Origin of the sequence: Neobacillus sp. PS3-12 (genome assembly GCF_030915385.1) — a bacterium.
Taxonomy (GTDB): Bacteria; Bacillota; Bacilli; order Bacillales; family Cytobacillaceae; genus JAEVLT01.
In genome coordinates this window covers 930,444-948,233 of record NZ_CP133268.1, presented here as the reverse complement: position 1 = coordinate 948,233, position 17,790 = coordinate 930,444, and the positions used below count along the sequence as shown (strand labels likewise).

At 38.4% G+C, this 17,790-nt stretch carries 20 protein-coding genes and 1 pseudogene; 20 read left to right on the top strand and 1 reads right to left on the bottom strand.

The window, feature by feature from the left end; all coding sequences use genetic code 11:
• Window positions 1-4: 4 nt before the first annotated feature.
• Together RCG17_RS04925 and RCG17_RS04920 are read left to right on the top strand one after the other, a co-directional pair.
• Window positions 5-130 carry a CcmD family protein gene (locus tag RCG17_RS04925; RefSeq protein ID WP_308174146.1) on the top strand — a complete coding sequence of 42 codons (126 nt, stop codon included), beginning with the start codon at window positions 5-7 and terminating at the stop codon, window positions 128-130.
• A gap of 33 nt (window positions 131-163) precedes the next feature.
• Window positions 164-745: a TlpA family protein disulfide reductase gene (locus RCG17_RS04920; RefSeq protein WP_308174145.1), complete on the top strand. Its 582-nt coding sequence runs from the start codon at window positions 164-166 to the stop codon at window positions 743-745.
• Between the two features lie 48 nt (window positions 746-793).
• Here the strand turns inward: RCG17_RS04920 and RCG17_RS04915 are convergent, their stop codons facing one another.
• Complete coding sequence (locus RCG17_RS04915; RefSeq protein WP_308174144.1) at window positions 794-1,459, bottom strand: SIMPL domain-containing protein; 666 nt, start codon at window positions 1,457-1,459, stop codon at window positions 794-796.
• Between the two features lie 143 nt (window positions 1,460-1,602).
• On the opposite strand from RCG17_RS04915, the gene spoIIIAA reads away from it, so the two are divergent.
• From spoIIIAA to ahrC, 18 genes and pseudogenes are all read left to right on the top strand, one after another.
• Window positions 1,603-2,526, top strand: coding sequence for a stage III sporulation protein AA (gene spoIIIAA, locus RCG17_RS04910; RefSeq protein WP_308174143.1), 924 nt, complete (start codon window positions 1,603-1,605; stop codon window positions 2,524-2,526).
• 1 nt (window position 2,527) lies between these two features.
• Window positions 2,528-3,043 carry a stage III sporulation protein SpoIIIAB gene (spoIIIAB, locus tag RCG17_RS04905; protein WP_308174142.1) on the top strand — a complete coding sequence of 172 codons (516 nt, stop codon included), beginning with the start codon at window positions 2,528-2,530 and terminating at the stop codon, window positions 3,041-3,043.
• An 11-nt stretch (window positions 3,044-3,054) separates the two neighbouring features.
• Entirely contained in the window at window positions 3,055-3,258 is a 204-nt protein-coding gene (gene spoIIIAC / locus RCG17_RS04900; protein ID WP_173070597.1) for a stage III sporulation protein AC, read from the top strand.
• Window positions 3,259-3,274: 16 nt separating this feature from the next.
• Window positions 3,275-3,664 (top strand): stage III sporulation protein AD, encoded by a 390-nt coding sequence (gene spoIIIAD / locus RCG17_RS04895; protein ID WP_308175765.1) that lies wholly within the window; start codon window positions 3,275-3,277, stop codon window positions 3,662-3,664.
• A gap of 41 nt (window positions 3,665-3,705) precedes the next feature.
• Window positions 3,706-4,905 carry a stage III sporulation protein AE gene (spoIIIAE, locus tag RCG17_RS04890; RefSeq protein WP_308174141.1) on the top strand — a complete coding sequence of 400 codons (1,200 nt, stop codon included), beginning with the start codon at window positions 3,706-3,708 and terminating at the stop codon, window positions 4,903-4,905.
• Between the two features lie 9 nt (window positions 4,906-4,914).
• Window positions 4,915-6,183, top strand: a complete 1,269-nt coding sequence (gene spoIIIAG / locus RCG17_RS04885) for a stage III sporulation protein AG (protein WP_308174140.1) — start codon at window positions 4,915-4,917, stop codon at window positions 6,181-6,183.
• Window positions 6,184-6,199: 16 nt separating this feature from the next.
• Window positions 6,200-6,765 (top strand): annotated as a pseudogene (locus RCG17_RS04880) (SpoIIIAH-like family protein).
• Window positions 6,766-7,702: 937 nt separating this feature from the next.
• The gene (accB, locus tag RCG17_RS04875; RefSeq protein ID WP_308174138.1) at window positions 7,703-8,221 is read left to right on the top strand and encodes an acetyl-CoA carboxylase biotin carboxyl carrier protein; all 519 of its coding nucleotides are present in this window, start codon (window positions 7,703-7,705) and stop codon (window positions 8,219-8,221) included.
• Between the two features lie 16 nt (window positions 8,222-8,237).
• Window positions 8,238-9,590: an acetyl-CoA carboxylase biotin carboxylase subunit gene (gene accC / locus RCG17_RS04870; RefSeq protein WP_308174137.1), complete on the top strand. Its 1,353-nt coding sequence runs from the start codon at window positions 8,238-8,240 to the stop codon at window positions 9,588-9,590.
• A 21-nt stretch (window positions 9,591-9,611) separates the two neighbouring features.
• On the top strand, window positions 9,612-10,019 hold the full coding sequence (locus RCG17_RS04865; protein ID WP_308174136.1) for an Asp23/Gls24 family envelope stress response protein: 408 nt from the start codon (window positions 9,612-9,614) through the stop codon (window positions 10,017-10,019).
• A gap of 186 nt (window positions 10,020-10,205) precedes the next feature.
• Entirely contained in the window at window positions 10,206-10,598 is a 393-nt protein-coding gene (nusB, locus tag RCG17_RS04860; RefSeq protein ID WP_308174135.1) for a transcription antitermination factor NusB, read from the top strand.
• Between the two features lie 214 nt (window positions 10,599-10,812).
• Window positions 10,813-11,664 (top strand): bifunctional methylenetetrahydrofolate dehydrogenase/methenyltetrahydrofolate cyclohydrolase FolD, encoded by an 852-nt coding sequence (gene folD / locus RCG17_RS04855; protein ID WP_308174134.1) that lies wholly within the window; start codon window positions 10,813-10,815, stop codon window positions 11,662-11,664.
• 161 nt (window positions 11,665-11,825) lie between these two features.
• Window positions 11,826-13,172 (top strand): exodeoxyribonuclease VII large subunit, encoded by a 1,347-nt coding sequence (xseA, locus tag RCG17_RS04850; protein ID WP_308174133.1) that lies wholly within the window; start codon window positions 11,826-11,828, stop codon window positions 13,170-13,172.
• A 1-nt stretch (window position 13,173) separates the two neighbouring features.
• Window positions 13,174-13,407 (top strand): exodeoxyribonuclease VII small subunit, encoded by a 234-nt coding sequence (locus tag RCG17_RS04845; RefSeq protein WP_308174132.1) that lies wholly within the window; start codon window positions 13,174-13,176, stop codon window positions 13,405-13,407.
• A 3-nt stretch (window positions 13,408-13,410) separates the two neighbouring features.
• On the top strand, window positions 13,411-14,304 hold the full coding sequence (locus tag RCG17_RS04840; RefSeq protein ID WP_308174131.1) for a polyprenyl synthetase family protein: 894 nt from the start codon (window positions 13,411-13,413) through the stop codon (window positions 14,302-14,304).
• 152 nt (window positions 14,305-14,456) lie between these two features.
• A complete protein-coding gene (gene dxs / locus RCG17_RS04835; protein ID WP_308174130.1) occupies window positions 14,457-16,349 on the top strand; it encodes a 1-deoxy-D-xylulose-5-phosphate synthase in 1,893 nt (630 codons plus the stop codon).
• A gap of 3 nt (window positions 16,350-16,352) precedes the next feature.
• Window positions 16,353-17,198 carry a TlyA family RNA methyltransferase gene (locus tag RCG17_RS04830; protein WP_308174129.1) on the top strand — a complete coding sequence of 282 codons (846 nt, stop codon included), beginning with the start codon at window positions 16,353-16,355 and terminating at the stop codon, window positions 17,196-17,198.
• 130 nt (window positions 17,199-17,328) lie between these two features.
• Window positions 17,329-17,778: a transcriptional regulator AhrC/ArgR gene (gene ahrC, locus RCG17_RS04825; RefSeq protein WP_308174128.1), complete on the top strand. Its 450-nt coding sequence runs from the start codon at window positions 17,329-17,331 to the stop codon at window positions 17,776-17,778.
• The last annotated feature ends 12 nt before the right edge of the window (window positions 17,779-17,790 follow it).

Here is a 17,790-nt window from a genome sequence, read left to right as displayed (position 1 = left end):
TATTATGACTTTCGTATGGGCAGCATATTCCGCAATTTGGTTAATCATTTTTGGATACTTAATCATTTTAGGTAAACGTCATAAAGATCTTAAAAAGGAAATTGAATTCCTTAAGCAGTTAGACAAATAACAAGTTTACCCGTTGGTGTTAGGGGGAAGCGGAATGAATAATTTGAATCCAAAAGAATCTGAACAATTAATAGACGACTCTCAGCAATTACAAAATGGTAATAGTAAGACTAAGAAATTTATTAGACCACTTGTGTTAGTTCTTTTAATCGGCATGTTTGGTTATTTTGCCTATGGCATGATACATCAAAGTAAAAAGACGGATACAGGTGACAAGGCATATAATTTCTCGCTACCTAATTTAGATGGTTCAACAACAAAATTATCTGATTATAAAGGTAAAACCATAGTAATTAATTATTTTGCAACATGGTGTGAGCCGTGTAAGGAAGAGGCACCGGAGTTAGCGCAATATGCCAAAGATTATGGCAAGAAATATCCTCTCATTATGATTGACCGCGGAGAAACAAAGGACGATGTCAAAGAATTTTTGAAAAAAAATAAAAGTACAGCAACGTTCTTGTTTGATTATAATGCAACCGTTGGGAAAATTTATAATGTTACCGGCCAGCCAGAAACTTTCATTATTGACCGTGATGGTATCATTCGAGAACATTATAACGGCCCGCTGTCTGAAGGCCAGATCTATGATTTTGTGAAAAAATATGATAAATAATTAATCAAAAGGATTAAACCTATTTTAACGGGTTTAATCCTTTTTCTTTTAGACATAGTAGCGAAAGTGTGCGATGATTTTAGCTTTGATCTTCAGCTGTCCTGGTTCAAAGGTTGTAGTACTGAGTCCTTTTACATATGTCCCCCCTAGGCTTGGAATAGGTTGTTCTGTTCTGGCATCCTCTATCACTAAAACTGGAATTGGCTGTAGATGAACTTTTAGAGTATTTGCTATCTCGCTCGCCTTATTCGCTGCATCCTTTATTGCCATGGAGAGGGCCTTTTGATATTGAGTATCTTGATTCTTAAGGGAAAATTGAACGTTAGCAATATAGTTAGCCCCATGGTGGACGGCTTCATCAACGATTTTTCCTATTTTAGATAACTCGTCAACTGTTAACTGTAAAAGATTAGTCACCTTATATCCTCTAAAGATCTGTTTGCCTTCCACAAAATCGTATTCTGAATCAATTCGGTAATCAAACGTCTTCATTTTTTCCTTTGGAATTCCATTAGACAATAGCGATTGAATGACGTTATTAATTGTAAGCGAATTTTGCTGCTGTGCTTGAAGTAATTCTTGATTTTCTGTGATCACACCCAAGTTAATTGTCCCCATATCTGGTGATACCGTCATTTCATTATTTCCCGAAACTTCAATCAAATATGGCTGAAGGTAATTAGACAGGTTAATTGGCTGCTGTTGATAATACATGATCATCCCCCTAAGGCTTTCCTACTTAAAAAATACGATGTTTTCATCATGAAAATACCTGAGTTTCCACGAATTCAAAGTCATAATGTTTGTAACTAGGAATACATTTTAACTAATGAGACAAGCAGCAAGGAGGTAATTATTTGAATACAGTGATAAATTTCCTGCCTAAAAATATTGCAGACATATTAAATCGGATTCCTCCTTCCCAGCAAGAAGAAATAGAAGAAATTAGAATTCGGATTAACAGGCAAATTGAAATTTCCATGAATGGAAGAATCGCTTTTTTACCATATGTTGTCCAACAGGAAGATGCGTTCCATTTAATGAATAAAATTAGTCACTTTTCTATTTATGCGATCGAGGAAGAATTAAGAAGAGGTTATATTACGGTTTCAGGTGGACATCGAATTGGCCTTGCCGGAAAAGTCATTCTTGAAGAAGGAAGAGTAAAAGCAATTCGAGATGTATCATCTTTTAATATTCGAATTGCCAAGGAAAAAATCGGAATTGCTGGCGGTATCATCCCATTTGTTTTTAGGGATGGATGGATGCATACGATGATTATTGGTCCGCCACAGACTGGAAAAACGACCCTTTTAAGGGACTTAGCTAGAGTCATTTCAACAGGTGAATCCAAAAAGGCGATTCAGGCAGCAAAGGTAGGGATTGTAGACGAACGTTCTGAAATTGCTGGATGTGTAAATGGGATACCCAATTTGACTTTTGGAAATCGCATCGATGTTCTCGATGCTTGTCCTAAAGCAGAGGGAATGATGATGATGATCCGCTCGATGAGCCCAGATGTTCTAATAGTTGATGAAATTGGGAGAAAGGAAGATGCAGAAGCGATCCTTGAAGCTGTACATGCCGGGATAAAGTTAATGATGACCATACATGGAAATAGTCTAGATGATATTAAAAAACGGCCGTCCTTAAGGGAGATCCTTGAACAAGATATTTTCCAACGATTTATTGTTTTAAGTAGAAAACAGGGACCTGGAACAATTGCCCACATTTTTGATGGACAGGGCAAGGAAATGAATCAAAAAGTGAGTGTGACTTAAAATGATCAAGCTAATCGGTGCTATTTTGATCATAACTGCAACCACTTGGACCGGCTTTGAGGCATCGAGGCATTTAAGCGAACGTCCGAAACAGCTTAGATTATTAAAATCTGCACTCCAGTCGCTTGAAGCAGAAATAATGTATGGACATACACCATTACATGAGGCTGCACTGAGGCTGGCTGAACAGCTATCAAAACCATTATCACGTTTCTTTGCAGAATTTGCCGGGAAATTAACGGATACAGAAACAACAGTTCGGGAAGCGTGGGAAACTAGTTTAAAAGAAGTTTGGAAGCAAACAGCTTTGAAACAGAGAGAGTTTGAAATCATGAAACAATTTGGGGAAACTCTCGGCAGGCATGATCGCTTGAGCCAGCAAAAACAGATTATGCTTACCCTCACTCACTTAGAAAGCGAAGAAGCGGATGCCCGAGATAAGCAAATGAAATACGAAAAGATGGTAAAAAGTATCGGGTTTCTTGCGGGATTATTACTGATTATTTTATTTATTTAGGGGGCAAAGCTATGGGCTTAGATGTGGATATTATCTTTAAAATTGCCGGTGTTGGAATCGTTGTTGCATTTTTGCATACTGTCCTTGATCAAGTAGGAAAAAAAGAGTACGCCCAATGGGTAACTTTATTCGGTTTTATTTACATTCTTTTTCAGGTTGCCTCAATCGTAGATGATCTCTTTCAAAAAATAAAATCTGTTTTTTTATTTCAATAGGAAGGGGGAGCCGGCCATTGAAATCATCAAAATAGTAGGTATAGCTCTGGTAGCAACATTTCTTGCCTTAATTCTTAAGGAGCAAAAACAAAATTTTGCTTTTCTCCTTGTGGTATTTGTCGGTTGCACCATTTTTCTGTTTTTAGTAGACAAAATCTACGAAATTATTAATATGCTTGAAAAGTTAGCTATTAATGCCAAAGTGAATATGGTTTATGTAGAAACAATTTTAAAAATTATTGGCATTGCTTACATTGCTGAATTCGCTTCACAAATAACAAAAGATGCAGGACAGGGTGCAATAGCATCCAAAATCGAACTGGCCGGAAAGATCATCATTCTGGCAATGGCAATTCCGATCTTAACAGTCATGATTGAAACAGTAATAAAACTAATTCCCAGCTAGAACCTGCTATTTTTTCTATATAAAACGGGGTGGATCAATTAATGAAGCAGCGGTTTAAGTTTATTTCTATTATTACTCTTCTTTTCTTTTTTCTATTGATTCCCAAAGTACAAGCTGCCGGGGACCAACAGAATGTGGCGGCGAATCCTTCTCCCCAATCATTAGTTGATACTCAGCTAAAATCACTAGACTTGACGGAGTTGAAAAAATTTTGGGGAGATATTACTAGTAAATATGGTGGTTTTCTTCCTGAAAGTCAAAAAGGAAGTCTTTATGATTTTATCAAAGAGGGGAAGAATTTTTCTTTTAACCAGTGGGGGCAGGGACTTTTAAAGTTTGTTTTTCAGGAATTTGTCGCAAATGGAAAATTATTAGGTTCATTAATACTGTTAACTGTGTTTAGTATGTTTTTGCAATCCTTACAAAACTCATTTGAAAAAAGCACAGTAAGTAAGGTGGCCTATTCAATCGTTTATATGGTTCTGGTGATTTTGGCCTTAAATAGTTTTCATATTGCTATGGATTATACCAATGAAACAATAGGCACAATGATTTCCTTTGTGCTAGCCTTAATCCCTTTATTACTAGCCCTAATGGCAGCATCTGGAGGGATTGTATCTGCCTCTTTTTTTCACCCTGTTATTTTATTTTTAATGAACACGAGCGGGATTTTAATACAATATGTGATCTTACCTTTACTATTTTTGGGAGCGTTATTAAGTATCGTAAGTACTATTAGTGAAAATTACAAGGTCACTCAGTTAGCTGGTTTATTACGTAATTGGAGTATTGGGTTGATGGGACTATTTTTAACCGTTTTCCTTGGTGTGATCTCGGTTCAAGGTGCCTCAACAGCAGTTGCAGATGGAATTACGATCAAAACTGCCAAATTTATTACAGGGAATTTTATTCCTGTCATCGGAAGAATGTTTACAGATGCAACAGACACGGTGATAAGCGCATCTGCCCTTCTAAAAAATTCAGTAGGGATTGCCGGTGTAGCCATATTATTAATTATTGTTGCGTTTCCAGCCATAAAGATCTTAATGATCTCCTTTATATACAAATTTGCAGCTGCACTACTCCAACCTTTAGGCGGAGGGCCTATTATTAAGTGTTTAGATATTATTTCCAAAAGTGTTATATACGTGTTTGCAGCCTTAGCAATCGTCTCACTCATGTTCTTTTTAAGCATAACGGTGATCATTGCAGCGGGCAATGTAACAATGATGATGAGGTAGGGGTTGGACATGTCTTTTTTAATACAATGGGTTACAAATATCATTCTATTTATTCTTCTTGCTACTGTGATCGATATGCTTTTACCGAACTCAAGCATGCAGAAGTATACCAAACTAGTTACCGGCTTACTATTAATCGCAATCATCTTGACACCTATTCTTAAACTAACCTCTACGAATTTTGAATCAATGCTAGCCTCACTGCCCAATTTTAGTTCAGTAAATGAAAATAATATGAAAAATTCAATAGAAATGAAGAAAAAAGAAATACAAGCGACTGAACATGCATATATTTTAGAACAAATGGCTGTCCAACTGAAAAAGGGCGTAGCAGAGGAGTTGATGAAAAAGTACAGTTTAGAAATTGATAAAGTCGAAATTTCAACCAATGAAAAAAGTAATCAAACATTCCCTAAAAACCTGCAAAAGTTAACTGTGCATCTTAAACAACCAGCGGACAATGCCCTTACAGTCGAAGTTGTTAAGCCTATTGAGATTAATACGAAAAAACCTCTTTCATCTAAAAAAAAGGTAGAGAAAAGCGCAGAAATCTCAGCGTTTCTTTCGAAAAAATGGAATGTAGATGAAAAAACAATTGAAGTTTCGATTGAAGGGGGGACGCCAACAAGAATGGATAAAAAACAAGGTCCAATTACACGTTTAAAAAAATGGATTTTAAAAGATCAGCCAGAAAATAAAGCTGGTAAATATCGTTATATGATACTTGTTTTATGTATTGGTGCAGCCTTCATGCTTGCTGGAAATATCTTTTATAAGAGACAAGCACAAGCTCCAAGTCAGCCAGCAGTAAAAATGACACAATCAAGCGGGGAAGATGTGCCGGCTTTTGGCATTAGTAAGAGTACAGGTAATAAAGATATCACTGATTACGAGAGGCAGTATGAAAGCCAATTGAAAACGTCCCTTGATGAGATGTTAGGTGTTAAAGACACAAGGGTAGTCGTGAATGTAGATAGTTCAGAAGAAAAAGTACTTCAGACCAATAAGAACTCAAAAAATCAAACTACAAACGAAACAGATACAAATGGCGGTAAGCGAAAAGTACAGGATTCTTCTACTGATGAACAGATGGTTATTATTCGAAATGGGGATCAAGAAGTCCCAATTGTTGTACAAACAAAAAAGCCAAAAATTCGTGGAGTTCTTGTCGTTGCCAAAGGGGCGGAGAATATTGAGGTGAAGAAATGGATTGTTGATGCAGTAACAAGAGTACTCGACGTTCCGAGTTATCGTGTAGCTGTAATGCCGAAAAAATAAAAGGAGGACATAAAAGATGCTTTTGAAAAAACAAACTGTATGGTTATTAACAATGTTAAGTTTGGTGGTAGTTTTGTCAGTTTACTATATTACCTCCCCGAACAAAAAGGGAATGATATGGCTGCCGTGGAGCAAAAGACAAAAGATCAAACGGCAGCTAAAAATACATCGGTGAGTAAAAAGACAGATACAAAGAGCAATAATACGGTTGTTACGACGGTTGCTGGAGACAGTGCATTTGATGAGCTTCGGATGCAGCTAGAAGACGAGCGCAGTAAGCAGAAGGCAGAATTAGAGGCAGAGGTTGCATCGACCAATCTCCCTGCTGACAAGCGAAGTGAAGCATACGATCAAATGCAAAAGTTAAGTGAAACAGCTCAAAAGGAAGAAGTGCTTGAAACGTTAATTAAAACAATGGGCTATGATGATGCTCTTGTTCGTGCCGATGGGGAAAAAGTGAATATTACTGTTAAATCAAAGAAAAAACATTCACCATCTGCTGCAAATGATATTATCCAATTGGTAAAGAAAGAAATCGGTGAAACAAACTACGTGGCGGTAGAATTCCAGCCAACTAAATAGAATTTATTTGCAAAAAGACTTTTAAAGAAAGCTATGCTTATTCAGGCTGTCGGAACCATCGGCAGCCTCTTATTTTATTCGATAATTGAATAATTCACCACGTATATAATTATTAGTATATTGGCTTTCAACATGTCTGTTGATTGGCGCTCCAGGCACTTCGCTTTCCGCGGGCGTGCCGGGGAGCCTCCTCGTCGCTGCGCTCCTGCGGGGTCTCCCCTGCCCCGTACTCCCGCAGGAGTCTTCGTGCCTTCCGCACCAATCAACAGAGTGTTTTCAATAAAGACCTTCGGCTCAACTAATTATTAATAAGAATAAGTGGTGAAATCAATGTTTATAACAAATATAATAATTTTTTGTTTTTTCTTGAAAAGGGCCGTCCTTTAACACAGCGATGATAAAGGGCGCCCTACTGCTCCACATATTCCTATAAGTGTGTTGAAATACTTTAAGTTTATTAACCTCCCTGTTGATTGGAGCGGAGGGCACTCGACTCCTGCGGGATCAGAGGTCACTGGAGACCCCACAGGCGCCTTAGCGCCGAGGAGGCTCCAGGACCTCCCCGCGGAAAGCGAGTGCCCGGAGCGGAAATCAACGGGACTAATTGCAGGGACAATCATTAAATTTGTTATCTAGCTTTCTGACAAAATAAAAAAATGCCGAGAAAAAAACAATTCTCAACAAGCAGAGAAATGAGCTGGTTTTCTTTTTTTTATCAAGTTCAATGACAAAAATCTCCAATTTTCGGTGTTATATAACAAATTTATAAAAAATTATGTGTTTTAAGTTCACATTTTGCTTAAAACATATTAATATGTAATTGGAATGAAAAGCTGAAAATGCTAAGCGGTTATTTATCATCATTGAACTATAACAAAGTATTATCGTATAGTATTAGTAGCTAGTCACATACACAAGAGACGAGGGGTGTTTAACAATGTTAAAAGTGCAAGAGATCCGAGAGTTGATTAAACTAGTAGATCAATCAAACATCGATGAATTCGTTTACGAGCATGAAGGATCAAAAATTAGTATGAAAAAAAGTGTAGTAGACACAGTAGCTGCGGTAAAACCAGTGGTCCATGCCGTTCAGGCCCAACCAGTTAGTGTTGCACCTGCTGCGGTGGCACCAGTTGCAGCACCGCCAGCACCAAAACAAGAAATTGCTGCAGTAGAAACCAAAGTAGAAGTAAGTAACCAAGTAGATACATCAGATCTACATAAGATTACTTCTCCAATGGTTGGAACGTTCTATGCTTCTCCATCACCAGATACTGATGCTTATGTAAGAGCTGGTTCAAAGGTATCGAAAGATTCGATCGTTTGTATTGTTGAAGCAATGAAATTATTTAATGAAATTGAAGCAGAAGTAAACGGAGAAATTGTTGAAGTCCTTGCTAAAAATGGACAGTTAGTAGAATATGGGCAGCCTTTATTTTTAGTAAAGGCAGAATAAGGAGCGAGATAACAGGATGATTAAAAAACTGTTAATTGCAAACAGAGGTGAAATTGCAGTTCGGGTTATTCGGGCTTGCCGAGAAATGGGTATAGAGACTGTAGCTGTTTATTCCGAAGCAGACCGTGAAGCTCTACATGTCCAGCTCGCAGACGAAGCCTATTGCATAGGACCAACACTATCTAAGGATAGTTATTTGAATTTCACCAATATTATTAGTGTAGCTACGCATACCGGCTGTGATGCCATCCATCCAGGATATGGATTTTTGGCGGAAAATGCAAATTTTGCAGAACTATGTCGTGAATGTAAGATTATCTTTGTTGGGCCAAGCCCTGAAGCCATTACTAAAATGGGGACAAAGGATATTGCCAGGGAAACAATGCGTACGGCAGGTGTTCCAATCGTACCTGGTTCAAAAGGTATTATTAATAGTATCGACGAAGCAATTGAACTTTCCAATTCAATTGGCTATCCGGTTATCATTAAAGCAACCGCTGGTGGAGGCGGTAAAGGAATCCGCGTTGCCAAAAATGAGGAAGAATTAATCAAAGGAATCAATATTACTCAGCAGGAAGCAGCGACTGCGTTTGGAAATCCTGGGGTTTATATTGAAAAATATATTGAAGATTTCCGTCATGTTGAGATCCAAGTCCTTGGAGACTTATATGGCAATGTTATTCATCTGGGTGAAAGAGATTGTTCCATCCAGCGCAGGCTTCAAAAATTACTTGAAGAATCACCTTCACCGGCATTAGACGGAGAGATTCGTGAAGAAATGGGAAATGCGGCTGTAAAAGCTGCAAAAGCAGTTGATTATTCAGGTGCAGGCACGATAGAATTTATTTATGATTATCGCAATCGGAAATTCTATTTCATGGAAATGAATACAAGGATTCAGGTTGAACACCCAGTAACAGAGTTGGTTACAGGTACGGATCTAATCAAGGAGCAAATAAAGGTTGCTTCCGGTGAAAAATTGTCTATGACGCAAAATGATGTAACATTTAATGGATGGGCAATTGAATGCCGGATTAATGCAGAAAACCCGCTAAAGAACTTTATGCCTTCACCAGGGAAAATTAAAATGTATTTACCTCCTGGCGGTTTAGGAGTTCGGATTGATTCCGCAGCCTATCCCGGGTATTCGATTCCACCTTATTATGATTCAATGATTGCGAAAGTCATCACATATGGAAGCAGTAGAGAAGAAGCTATTTCAAGAATGAAACGAGCATTAGGTGAATTCGTGGTTGAGGGGATTCATACAACCATCCCATTCCATTTAAAACTACTCGAAAACAAAAAGTTCGTTGAAGGACAGTTCAATACTAAATTCCTTGAATTGAATGATGTGATGAATTCTTAGCTAATATCTGGAGGTGTCTTAATGAGCGAGAATAATGTCTTAGAGATGAATCAAGAAAACGATGGACACGGTAAGGTAGAAATCGCTCCCGAAGTAATTGAAGTAATTGCAGGGATTGCTGCTTCTGAAGTTGAAGGTGTCGCACAAATGCGCGGCAATTTTGCTGCAGGTGTGGTGGAGCGTTTAGGGAAGAAAAACCATGGGAAAGGTGTAAAAGTAGACCTTTCAAAGTCAGGTATTAAAGTTGATGTTTATTGCGTGATGAAGTTTGGAGTCTCAATACCTTCTGTTGCTCAAAAAATCCAAGATAACATTAGGCAAACCTTGCTTAATATGACAGCTTTAGAGGCTGAAGAGGTAAATATTCATATTGTTGGTATTCAATTTGAAAACCAAAAAGCGGAAACTGAAGTTGAACAAGAGATCTAGTCTAAGAAGCCAAAGGAATTTTTTCCTTTGGTTTTTCTCTTGTAAAAAAATTTCACAGTGCAGTGCGAACAATGTAAAGTTATGCTATTATCTTTTTATGAATAAAAACTCCTATAGACAGTTTGGCATGAAAGTTGCAAGATGGTACATTTAGGATAATAAATATACATAAAGGAGTTAAATGTAATGAAAAGAAGAACAGCAAGGGAAAAGGCATTGCAAGCTCTTTTTCAAATTGATATCAGCAGTACAGAGCCTTCTGCTGCAATTGAACATGTTTTAGAAGGGGAGCGCAGTGACGATTATCTATCAAAACTTGTTAATGGTGTGATAGAACACCTTGACGAAATTGATCAATTAATAAAAGCACATCTTGAAAAATGGTCATTAGAGCGATTGGCTACAGTTGATCGCAATTTACTTAGAATAGCTGTATTTGAATTAAAATACGAACATGACGAAGTGCCGGAAAAGGTTGTACTTGATGAAGCAATTGAAATTGCCAAGCTTTACGGAGATGATCAATCAAGCAAATTTATCAATGGGGTACTATCAAAGGTGAAACAGCACCTTTTTTAATAATAAGGCTGTGTTAAAGGACATTGTTGATTTTTTAACCCTGTTGATTGGAGCGGAGGGCACTCGACTCCTGCGGGATCTAGAGGTCACTGGAGACCCCACAGGCGCCAAGGCGCCGAGGAGGCTCCCGGACCTCCCCGCGGAAAGCGAGTGCTCGGAGCGGAAATCAACAGACAAATTTAACACAGCCAACAATAAAAGGGGAGAAGAAAAAATGACAGCGGAAATCATAAGTGGTACTGAAATAGCAAAGAAAAAAAAGTTGGAAATTGCAGAAGAAGTTAAAAAACTTAAAGAAAAAGGAATTACACCAGGGCTTGCAGTTGTACTAGTCGGAAATAATCAAGCATCCAGAACGTATGTTACCAGCAAACAAAAAAACTGCCTTGAGCTTGGCATGCATTCAGTATTGGTAGAATTCCCTGAAAGCATAACAGAAGAAGAATTGCTGAATAAAATTTATGAATTAAATGAGGACCAAAGCATTCACGGTATTCTTGTACAACTCCCATTGCCAAAGCATATTGATGACACGAAGGTGATCGAAGCCATTTCACCTTTAAAGGATGTAGATGGTTTTCACCCAATTAACATTGGCAGAATGATGACTGGACAAGATGCATTTTTACCATGCACTCCATATGGTGTGATGGTCATGTTAGAAGAGACCGGAATTTCGATTGAAGGGAAACATGTTGTTATTGTGGGGAGAAGCAATATCGTGGGAAAACCTTCAGGACAACTGTTCCTTAACCAAAATGCAACAGTAACATACTGTCATTCAAGAACAAAAGATTTAAAATACCATACCTTGCAAGCAGATATTCTTGTCGCAGCAATTGGAAAAGCCAATTTTATTACAGCAGATTATGTAAAAGAGGGTGCTGTTGTCATTGACGTCGGTATTAACCGAAATGAAGCAGGCAAGCTTTGTGGTGATGTAGCTTTTGAAGAAGTTAAAGAAAAATCAGGTTTCATTACTCCGGTTCCAAAAGGGGTTGGACCGATGACCATCACCATGCTGATGTTTAATACATTAAAAGCTGCCCAAATGGTTGAAAAGTAATTCTGTCATGTTTTCCAACTAAGAAGGCAGTAAAAAAATTACATCAATTTCATTAGTCCTTGTTCTACATCGTTTATGGTTTGGCATTACTCTTGTTAAAGTAATGCCGAATTTGAATAAGGACTGTTTTTCATTTTTATGTCCTAATAAGGGGTAAGATTATGCAAGAGCCGAAATATTTGTCCGTTTATGCATTAACTAAATACATAAAAAGAAAATTCGATTATGACCCCCACTTACAGGATATTTACGTAAAAGGGGAGATTTCCAATTTTAAGCGTCATTCCAGTGGACATATGTACTTTACCATAAAGGACGAAAAAGCACGTATATTGGCTGTCATGTTTTCAAGCTTTTCTCGGACCCTTAAGTTCATTCCTGAAAATGGAATGAAGATCATTGTAAGAGGGGAAATTTCAGTTTATGAGCCGAGCGGACAATATCAAATTTATGTAAAAGAAATGCGTCCAGAAGGGATTGGTGAGCTATTTCTAGCTTACGAACAGTTAAAACAAAGACTTGAAGCAGAAGGCTTATTTGCCATTGAGAAGAAAAAACCCATTCCATTATTCCCAAAAACAGTTGGCGTTATTACTTCACCGACAGGCGCAGCGATTCGTGATATTCTCACAACCATTAAGCGGCGATTTCCAATCGCCAATATCCTTGTTTTTCCAGCCCTTGTACAGGGTGAAAATGCTGCTCCCACAATAGCAAAGGCAATTGAAAAAGCGAACCAATTGTCTGAAATAGATGTTTTAATTGTCGGACGTGGAGGGGGATCGATTGAGGAACTGTGGGCATTTAATGAGGAGTTAGTTGCCCGTGCGATCTTTACTTCAACCATACCGATTATTTCTGCAGTAGGACATGAAACAGATTTCACGATCGCTGATTTTGTTGCGGATCTAAGAGCACCTACGCCGACAGGGGCTGCAGAACTTGCTGTTCCCCATATCGATGAATTATTAGAAAGAGTTCTTCAACGCCAAACCAGGCTGGTTCGAGCAGTTAAAGATCGACTGCGGTTTGAAAAAGAACAGCTAAACAGATTAAAAAAATCCTATGCATTCCGTTATCCTGAGCGGCTTTATCAGCAGAAGCTTGAACAAGCAGATAAAATGATAGAAAGGCTCGTAAAAGGGACAGAGCGGTTAACAATGCTTAAAGCAAGTGAACAAGATGTTCTGTTCAAACGGCTTGTTCGAAATCATCCCAATGAGCTACTTAAGGGAGCGAATGATCGATTCAATCGTTCTCAAAAAGAGATTTCACGAGCGATGCAGCAAATTTTACTTAATAACCAAACGAAGTATGATCGCATCATTACCGCTTTACAGGCTTTAAGTCCATTGAAAATAATGGAACGAGGCTATAGCCTGGCATATACCGAAGAACATCGGTTGATCAAGAGTATTAAGCAGGTTAATAAAAGTGAACCTATTCAAGTTCAACTTACAGATGGAAGTCTTCTGTGCAAGGTCGAAGATATTAAGGAGAATGAGTAAAATGGAAGAAGAGAATAAATTATCCTTTGAAGAGGCAATGAATAAACTAGAAGGAATTGTAGAGCGGCTTGAAGAAGGTGACGTTCCATTGGAAGAAGCGATTGCCATTTATAAAGAAGGAATGGAACTTTCCAAACTTTGTCATGACAAATTAAAAAATGTGGAAGAACAATTGGCACAAATTATTACGGAAGATGGTCGCAAGGAGAGCTTTTCCATAACAGAGGAGGAATAAAAATTGGGAACTAAGTTGTTGGATTCATTTTCAAAGGAATATAAGCAGCTGCTGGATTCTGAACTTCGAAACTTAGTAAATGGTCTCGATGCTCCTCCGATTATAAAGGAAGCTATGCAATATTCACTTGAGGCGGGCGGGAAACGGATTCGTCCTTTACTTATTTTTGCTACATTGGATGCCTTTGGAGTTAACCCGATCTATGGACTGCAGGCAGGTAGTGCCATCGAAATGATTCACACCTATTCATTAATTCATGATGACCTACCATGTATGGATGATGATGACCTAAGAAGAGGGAAGCCCACAAACCATAAGGTTTTTGGTGAGGCCGTAGCAGTGTTAGCTGGGGACGCTTTACTTACCTATAGCTTTGAAGTAATCGGTAAAACACTGAATGAATATGTATCTTCTGAGAAAAAAGTTAAGCTGATGATAGAAATGGCAAAGGCTGCGGGTACAGAAGGTATGGTTGGTGGACAAGTGGCTGATATGTTAGGTGAAGAGAAAGATTTGTCTCTTTCAGAGCTTGAGTATATCCATGTTCACAAAACCGGCAAAATTTTAGCGTTCTGTGTGATGGCAGGAGCCATTATTGCAGGAGCAAATGAGTCAGAATTAACCAATCTTTCAGGTTTTGCTTACCATCTTGGACTTGCATTTCAAATTCGTGATGATATTCTTGATGTAGAGGGAAATGTTGACCTAATTGGGAAACCTGTAGGCAGTGACACGGCTAATCATAAAAGCACATATCCGCTTATTTTAACAATGGATGGTGCAAAAGAAGCATTATGCAAGCATATTGAAGCTGCTAAGCAGTACTTAAAGAAAACAAATTTAAACACAAATATTCTGCTTGAAATAACGGATTTGGTTGCCTCAAGAGATCATTAAAAGTACATTTGAGGCAGACTTTTAATTATGATATAATTGCTTATATTGAAAAAGCGTAATTCAACCGTTATCACGTTTGTGTTAGCGGTTTTTTTACAGAGAAAAAAATGCACACAAATCCTCCAAGAAAAGTATGAAAGTGAGTGGTCCAAATGGATCTGTTATCAATAAAAAATCCTTCCTTTTTAAAAGGCCTTACAAATAATGAGTTGGAAAAGCTAAGTGAGGAGATCCGCCAATTCTTAATTGAAAAGCTTTCTGTGACTGGAGGCCATATTGGACCCAATTTAGGTGTAGTCGAACTTACAATTGCTTTACATAAATGCTTTAATAGTCCGCAGGATAAGATTATTTGGGATGTTGGTCATCAATCCTATGTCCATAAGATTTTAACTGGAAGGGCTAGCGAATTTGATACATTAAGAAAATTTAAGGGATTATGCGGTTTTCCAAAGCGAATGGAAAGTGAGCATGATGTTTGGGAGACAGGTCATAGCTCTACTTCATTATCTGCCGCAATGGGTATGGCAATCGCCCGAGATTTAAAAAAGGAAAAATCCTATGTTGTTCCAGTAATCGGTGATGGCGCACTGACAGGTGGTATGGCACTTGAAGCTTTGAATCATATCGGCCATGAGAAAAAAGACATGATTGTTGTTTTAAACGATAATGAAATGTCAATTGCTCCTAATGTTGGTGCTCTTCATTCTGTTCTTGGCAGATTGCGGACAGCCGGAAAGTATCAATGGGCAAAAGATGAGTTAGAGAATCTGCTTAAAAAAGTTCCTGCCGTTGGAGGCGTATTAGCTGCTACCGCTGAAAGAATCAAAGATAGCCTTAAGTACTTATTGGTTTCTGGAATCTTTTTTGAAGAATTAGGATTTACCTATCTTGGACCTGTTGATGGTCATAACTTTGAAGCCCTATTTGAAAGCTTAGGACATGCAAAAAAAATTTCCGGACCTGTCTTACTTCACGTTATTACAAAAAAAGGAAAAGGTTTCTCGCCAGCTGAAATGGACAAAGTTGGTACTTGGCATGGTACTGGTCCATATAAAACTGATACTGGTGCTTTTGTTAAGCCATTAAATGCTCCCCCGGCTTGGAGCAGTCTTGTTAGTGAAACAGTTAGAAAGCTAGCACGAAAAGATGAGCGGATTGTGGCCATTACACCAGCGATGCCAGTTGGATCGAAGCTTGAAGGCTTTGCAAGGGAGTTTCCAGATCGAATGTTTGATGTAGGTATAGCTGAACAGCATGCAGCAACGGTCGCTGCTGGTTTAGCAACACAAGGAATGAAGCCGTTTCTTGCTATCTATTCAACCTTTTTGCAGCGTGCCTATGATCAGGTTGTCCATGACATCTGTCGGCAAAATTTAAATGTATTTATTGGGATTGACCGTGCTGGATTAGTTGGCGCCGACGGTGAAACACATCAGGGTGTTTTTGATATAGCCTTTTTACGACATGTTCCAAATATTGTTCTTATGATGCCAAAAGATGAAAATGAAGGGCAGCATATGGTTTATACTGCATTAAAATACGATGATGGGCCGATTGCAATGAGGTTTCCACGCGGAAATGGTCTTGGGGTACCAATGGATGAAACATTCCATTCCATTCCAATCGGGACATGGGAAGTCCTAAAAGAAGGGGAGGATGCTGCGATCCTTACTTTCGGTACAACGATTCCAATGGCCTTGGAAGCAGCAGCTCAGCTTGAGAAACAAGGTATATCGATAAAAGTAATAAACGCAAGGTTTATCAAACCTTTTGATGAAAAAGTGCTTCTAAATCTGTTGAAAGAAAAAATGCCAATCTTAACAATTGAGGAGGCTGTGCTCCAAGGGGGATTTGGCAGTGCTGTTCTTGAATTTGCCAATAACCAAGGGTTTTATGATGCGGTCATTGACAGAATGGGGATTCCTGACCGCTTTATTGAGCATGGTGATGTTGATTCCTTGCTTGATGAAATTGGCTTAACATCAAGGGAAGTAGTTAGAAGATTAACGATCCTTGCTCGGAAAAAACAACGAAGGGCATAAATTATGAAAACAAGAAAAGAACGTGTTGATGTTTTACTTGTCGAACGAGGCTTGATTGAAACGCGGGAAAAAGCAAAAAGGGCTATTATGGCAGGCCTTGTTTATACAAATGAAGAGAGGCTCGATAAACCGGGTGAAAAAGTAAATGAGGACATCCCGCTCTCCATTAAAGGAAATGTACTCCCATATGTCTCAAGAGGAGGTCTTAAGCTCGAAAAGGCCCTCAAGGTTTTTGACGTAGATGTAAATGGGAAAGTTCTTTTAGATATAGGGGCATCCACAGGAGGTTTTACAGACTGTGCCTTACAAAATGGTGCAAAAATGTCATATGCACTTGATGTGGGTTACAATCAACTCGCCTGGAAGCTTCGCCAGGATGAACGTGTTATTGTCATGGAACGTACTAATTTCCGATATGTAACACCTGCAGATTTACGCGGTGAGATGCCTAACTTTGCATCTATTGATGTTTCTTTTATTTCATTAAAATTAATCCTTCCTGTCTTAAAAAATCTTTTAGTATGTGAAAGTGATATTGTGGCATTAATAAAACCACAGTTTGAAGCAGGAAGAGAACAGGTTGGTAAAAAAGGAATAGTCCGTGAACCGAAGATTCATCTTGAAGTAATCAATAAAATTATTGGTTTTGCTGTTGCACAAGGGTACTATGTTATGAACTTATCCTACTCACCCATTACAGGGGGCGATGGTAATATTGAATTCCTTCTTCATTTAAAATGGAAGGGAGAGTGTGAAGCAGGCGAAGTTTTATTACCTGCTGATCCGGAAACAATAGTTAAAGAAGCTCATGCAGAATTAAAAAAAGGCAACGATATTGAACAGGGATAAGCGGCTGCTTATCCTTTTTATGATTTATGAGAAAATAATAAATGTACAAGAACTTCAAAATGGGCTAACATATGTGTATATCTGACAATATTTTTATTCGTGTTTGTTAAACGTTTATGAGGTGAAAGTGATGAATAAAGGACAGCGTCATATCAAAATAAGGGATATTATTGCCAATAATGACATTGAAACTCAAGACGACCTTGTGGATGAGCTGAAAAATGCAGGTGTTAATGTGACACAAGCAACGGTATCCCGAGATATAAAGGAACTGCACCTTGTTAAAGTTCCTTTAGCAGACGGACGGTACAAATACAGCCTGCCGGCTGACCAGCGTTTTAATCCATTGCAAAAACTGAAAAGGGCCTTGATTGATGCATTTATAAAAATTGATGCCGCAGGACATCTGCTAGTAATGAAGTGCCTGCCTGGGAATGCAATGGCGATAGGGGCTCTAATTGATAACTTAGATTGGGAAGAAATCCTCGGTACAATCTGTGGTGATGATACCATCTTAATTATTTGCAGAACCCCTGAAGAAACAGAGATAATTACTGACCGTTTCCTTGAGATGCTCTAAGGGGGAATGAAA

What these genes read in the sequence shown, in the direction of transcription:
- RCG17_RS04925 (WP_308174146.1), top strand. Translation starts at nt 5, where the DNA reads ATGACTTTCGTATGGGCAGCATATTCCGCAATTTGGTTAATCATTTTT.
- RCG17_RS04920 (WP_308174145.1), top strand. Translation starts at nt 164, where the DNA reads ATGAATAATTTGAATCCAAAAGAATCTGAACAATTAATAGACGACTCT.
- RCG17_RS04915 (WP_308174144.1), bottom strand. Translation starts at nt 1,459, where the DNA reads ATGTATTATCAACAGCAGCCAATTAACCTGTCTAATTACCTTCAGCCA.
- spoIIIAB (WP_308174142.1), top strand. Translation starts at nt 2,528, where the DNA reads ATGATCAAGCTAATCGGTGCTATTTTGATCATAACTGCAACCACTTGG.
- spoIIIAC (WP_173070597.1), top strand. Translation starts at nt 3,055, where the DNA reads ATGGGCTTAGATGTGGATATTATCTTTAAAATTGCCGGTGTTGGAATC.
- spoIIIAE (WP_308174141.1), top strand. Translation starts at nt 3,706, where the DNA reads ATGAAGCAGCGGTTTAAGTTTATTTCTATTATTACTCTTCTTTTCTTT.
- spoIIIAG (WP_308174140.1), top strand. Translation starts at nt 4,915, where the DNA reads ATGTCTTTTTTAATACAATGGGTTACAAATATCATTCTATTTATTCTT.
- accB (WP_308174138.1), top strand. Translation starts at nt 7,703, where the DNA reads ATGTTAAAAGTGCAAGAGATCCGAGAGTTGATTAAACTAGTAGATCAA.
- accC (WP_308174137.1), top strand. Translation starts at nt 8,238, where the DNA reads ATGATTAAAAAACTGTTAATTGCAAACAGAGGTGAAATTGCAGTTCGG.
- RCG17_RS04865 (WP_308174136.1), top strand. Translation starts at nt 9,612, where the DNA reads ATGAGCGAGAATAATGTCTTAGAGATGAATCAAGAAAACGATGGACAC.
- nusB (WP_308174135.1), top strand. Translation starts at nt 10,206, where the DNA reads ATGAAAAGAAGAACAGCAAGGGAAAAGGCATTGCAAGCTCTTTTTCAA.
- folD (WP_308174134.1), top strand. Translation starts at nt 10,813, where the DNA reads ATGACAGCGGAAATCATAAGTGGTACTGAAATAGCAAAGAAAAAAAAG.
- xseA (WP_308174133.1), top strand. Translation starts at nt 11,826, where the DNA reads ATGCAAGAGCCGAAATATTTGTCCGTTTATGCATTAACTAAATACATA.
- RCG17_RS04845 (WP_308174132.1), top strand. Translation starts at nt 13,174, where the DNA reads ATGGAAGAAGAGAATAAATTATCCTTTGAAGAGGCAATGAATAAACTA.
- dxs (WP_308174130.1), top strand. Translation starts at nt 14,457, where the DNA reads ATGGATCTGTTATCAATAAAAAATCCTTCCTTTTTAAAAGGCCTTACA.
- RCG17_RS04830 (WP_308174129.1), top strand. Translation starts at nt 16,353, where the DNA reads ATGAAAACAAGAAAAGAACGTGTTGATGTTTTACTTGTCGAACGAGGC.
- ahrC (WP_308174128.1), top strand. Translation starts at nt 17,329, where the DNA reads ATGAATAAAGGACAGCGTCATATCAAAATAAGGGATATTATTGCCAAT.